Origin of the sequence: Halomonas sp. BC2 (assembly GCF_002078115.1) — a bacterium.
GTDB classification, from domain to species: Bacteria; Pseudomonadota; Gammaproteobacteria; order Pseudomonadales; family Halomonadaceae; genus Vreelandella; species Vreelandella stevensii.
Genome location: NZ_LFGT01000023.1, coordinates 138,295 through 140,956, shown reverse-complemented (window position 1 = coordinate 140,956; position 2,662 = coordinate 138,295). Strand labels below are relative to the sequence as shown.

Here is a 2,662-nt window from a genome sequence, read left to right as displayed (position 1 = left end):
CTAGCCCCACCGCGAGCAGCAGGCTGTAAACCAGCGTGGAAAGCGCGGTTTTCTTGAGCATGCCCGTTAGCTGCTCGCCATCCTCGGTGCGGCTGAGCGTGCGCCCGGCGTCGTAGAGCGGCTTGGCCACCACCAGGCAGCTCCAGCCCACCCAGGGCACGGGCAGCCACAGCAGATACCCCAGCGTCAGCAGCAGGGCGGCGCCCAGAAGCGCCCAGTGGTAGAGAATGGCCCGCCGTTTGCCCAGCCTCACGGCCAGCGTCATCTTGCCGTGGCGGGCATCGCTGTGGATGTCGCGCACGTTATTGACGTTGAGCACGGCGGTGGCCAGCAAGCCGCACACGGCGGCGGGCAGTATGGCCAGCCCGCTCAGGCTCTGGGTATGCAAATAGAGGGTTCCCAGTACGCCCAGCAGCCCAAAAAACACGAACACCGCCACATCCCCCAGCCCACGATAGCCATACGGTTTGCCGCCCAGCCCCACGGTGTAAGTGATGGCCGCCAGCAAGGACGCGGCCCCCAGCAGCACGAATACCAGCCAGCTGCGCAGGTCGCTGCCAAAAGCGACGAACAGCAGCGACAACCCCGATATGGTCGCCGCCAGCCCGGTGAGCAGCATGCCCCGGCGCATGGCGTCTGGGGTCAATAGCCCACTGGCCACCGCCCGCACGGGGCCGGTGCGGCTAGCATCGTCCACCCCCGATTGGGCATCGCCATAATCGTTGGCCAGGTTGGAAAGCACCTGCAGCAGAATGGCCGTGAGCAGCGACAGCAGCAGCACCCCACCCTGAAAGCCACCCGCCTGCGCCGCCATGCCCGAACCCAGCAGGATCGAGGCGCAGGCCAGCGGCAGGGTGCGCAGCCGTGCGGCGAGCAACCAGGCATGGAGTGGGCGGTGTGGGGCGGTGTGTTCCATGGTGAGCATTCCTGTTGCAGTCGCTGAACTGGTCAGCGTGGCCGGTCGGTGTAGCCATCGGGCAGAGTGAACATTCGACTCTGTACCATTAATGGCAAAAACCACGACCTGGGTCAAAAAAGAGGTATCTGTCCTGACGCACACTGGGGCTTCCCCCTGAAAGTGAACGTGGCAGGAGTCTACGCGATGATCGGCGAGTTTTTCAGACAAAACAAATATGCTGCCCTGGTTTGGCTACTGCTGAGGCTGTACCTGGGCATTACCTGGCTGACCCTGGGCATCGGCAAGATGACCGGCGGCTTCAATGCCGAAGGGTTTTTGAGCAATGCCGTGGCCAACCCGGTCATGCGCGAAGGCAGCGTGGTCTACCCCAACTACGTGGCGTTTCTGGAGCATGTCGCGCTGCCGTATGCGGATGTGATCAACGTGATAATCCCGCTGGGGGAAGTGCTGGTGGGGCTGGGGCTGATCGTGGGCGTGTTGACCTGCTATGCCGCTTTCTTTGCCATCGTCATGAACATGTCGTTCTTGATGGCGGGCACGGTGTCCACCAACCCCTGGATGATCGCCCTGAGCTTTTTCCTGCTGGTGGCCGGTGCCAACGCCGGGCGCTATGGCGGCGACCGCTGGGTGCTACCCTATATCAGGCATCGGTTGTCAGGGAAGTAGTTTGCTATGCAGGTGATCCAGGCCGCGAAGGCGCTGGCAGCACAGCTGTCGGCGCTGGACCTTTTGGCATGCCGGGGTACGCAGAGCCTGAGCGTGCCCTGCGAGGTGGAGGATTTGGTGGGGTGGTTGAACGCACAGCGCGTGACGCCCCGCCTTTATTGGCAGCCGCGCGAGGCCTCGGCGGCGGGCTATGCCGTGCTGGGCGAAGCGCGGGCGTTTGACTCTCTGGTGGCGCTGCAGGTCGATATGCAGGCTCAAGCTCAGGCCCAGCCCGCCAGCGGCTCGCCCGACTATTTCGGCGGGGTAGCCTTCGATGCCCAGGCGGCGGGTTGGCCCGGGTTTGGTGACTGCCGCTTCATACTGCCCCGGGTGCTGCTCAAGCGTCAGCAGGGGCGGTGTACGCTTTCCGTGAACCTGCGCTTCGATGACCACCCTCCCGCCGAAGAGCTGGCCGCCGCCCAGGCGTGCCTGGCGGCCATCGTCCCGGAACAGCCGCTGCCCCCGGTGGCCCATGGCAGCTACCAGCGGTGTGATACGCCCACGCGGCGGGAGTGGGGCCGCTGGGTATCGCAGGTGTCCCAGCCCGAACGGCTGCAGCAGCTTCCCAAAGTGGTGCTTTCCCGAGAAACCTGCCTGACCGCCGAGCGCGTGCTCAGCCCCTGGGCCTTGCTGGGGCGCTGGCAGGCCGAAGCGCGGCACTGCTTTCATTTCGGGGTGCAGTGGGCGCCCGGTACGGCGCTGATTGGCTGCTCCCCCGAACGGCTCTACCGCCGCCAGGGCCAGCAGCTGATCACGGAGGCACTGGCCGGTACGACCCGGCGGGGGCGTGACACGGCGCAGGACGAAGCGCTCGCCGGGGCGCTGCTGGCCGATAAAAAGAACGGCCTGGAAAACCAGTGCGTGTATCAGCAGCTGCTGACCCAGCTGGAGCCGCTGGCCCAGCGCCTGGAGATGGGGCGAGGCCCACGTGGTGCCGCTGCGGTCCGTGCAGCATATTCGCCGCGAAATTCACGCCGAGCTGCACCCCTTCATCACCGACCAGCAGCTGCTCGCCGTGCTACCGCCCACGCCCGCCGT

Annotated in this window: 3 protein-coding genes; 2 read left to right on the top strand and 1 reads right to left on the bottom strand. The window is 65.6% G+C overall.

Going from position 1 to position 2,662, the window contains the following annotated elements; translation table 11 throughout:
• Window positions 1–916 (bottom strand): 1,4-dihydroxy-2-naphthoate octaprenyltransferase (gene menA, locus B7L71_RS14340; protein WP_081138775.1); only part of this gene is annotated, 916 nt, incomplete at its 3' end.
• Between the two features lie 186 nt (window positions 917–1,102).
• On the opposite strand from menA, the gene B7L71_RS14335 reads away from it, so the two are divergent.
• On the top strand, window positions 1,103–1,585 hold the full coding sequence (locus B7L71_RS14335) for a DoxX family membrane protein (RefSeq protein ID WP_054641826.1): 483 nt from the start codon (window positions 1,103–1,105) through the stop codon (window positions 1,583–1,585).
• A gap of 6 nt (window positions 1,586–1,591) precedes the next feature.
• A partial coding sequence (locus tag B7L71_RS14330) for a chorismate-binding protein (RefSeq protein ID WP_249273273.1) occupies window positions 1,592–2,662 on the top strand: 1,071 nt, incomplete at its 3' end.